The sequence below is a fragment of the Streptococcus oralis subsp. dentisani genome (genome assembly GCF_002096615.1).
Taxonomy (GTDB): Bacteria; Bacillota; Bacilli; order Lactobacillales; family Streptococcaceae; genus Streptococcus; species Streptococcus oralis_U.
Genome location: NZ_NCUX01000006.1, coordinates 1 through 749, shown reverse-complemented (window position 1 = coordinate 749; position 749 = coordinate 1). Strand labels below are relative to the sequence as shown.

Here is a 749-nt window from a genome sequence, read left to right as displayed (position 1 = left end):
GTTGTACTTGCTGACGAGAATCCGAATAACGATAAAGCAGAACCACTATTAAATGGTAATTGGAATAGACAAGAGTATCTACAAACTGCTATTAAATGGGCTTCACAAAATGATAATGACGATAGTACAAATACAATCGAAGATTATATGTTGAAGCATCAAGGAGATGCAGATGCTTCTGAATTATGGCAAAATTTTTCTGCCATAATTGAATGGGTTCGTGGAAAGTTTATAAGCTATCAAAACAGTTTGAAAGGGATGGATTGGGGAACAATCTACAAAGAGTATCAATTAGGACAGTTAGACAACAATATCATCAAAAATAGTGCTTCTGTCATTAACGAAAAAATTGCAGAGTTGGTAAATGATGATGAAGTCACAACTAAAATGAAAGGGATTTATCAGTACATCATTTACGGAGATTCCAAATATCTCCAACTTAGAGCTTTTGATGATAAAACCATCAAGCAAAAATATGAAGAACAGAGCCATCACTGCGTTTATTGTGTGGATGAAGGAAACAACAGAGAGTATGCTCTTAAAGAACTAGCAGGCGACCATATTACACCGTGGTCTTTAGGTGGAAAAACTGTCCCTGAAAATTGCCAACTATTATGTAAAAAGCACAACTCTTCAAAAGGGAACAACTATTAAAATTGAAAAGGCGACTTCCAAAACGGAAATCGTCTTTTTTGATATTCTCATAAATACAATATGTTGTTGGTGGTGTAAACTGGTATATAGTTCCC

Annotated in this window: 1 protein-coding gene; it reads left to right on the top strand. The window is 34.8% G+C overall.

The genetic code is table 11. The features are described from left to right. Positions 1-654: HNH endonuclease (locus B7708_RS00055; protein ID WP_142358241.1), on the top strand; the 654-nt coding region annotated here is incomplete at its 5' end. Positions 655-749 lie beyond the last annotated feature (95 nt).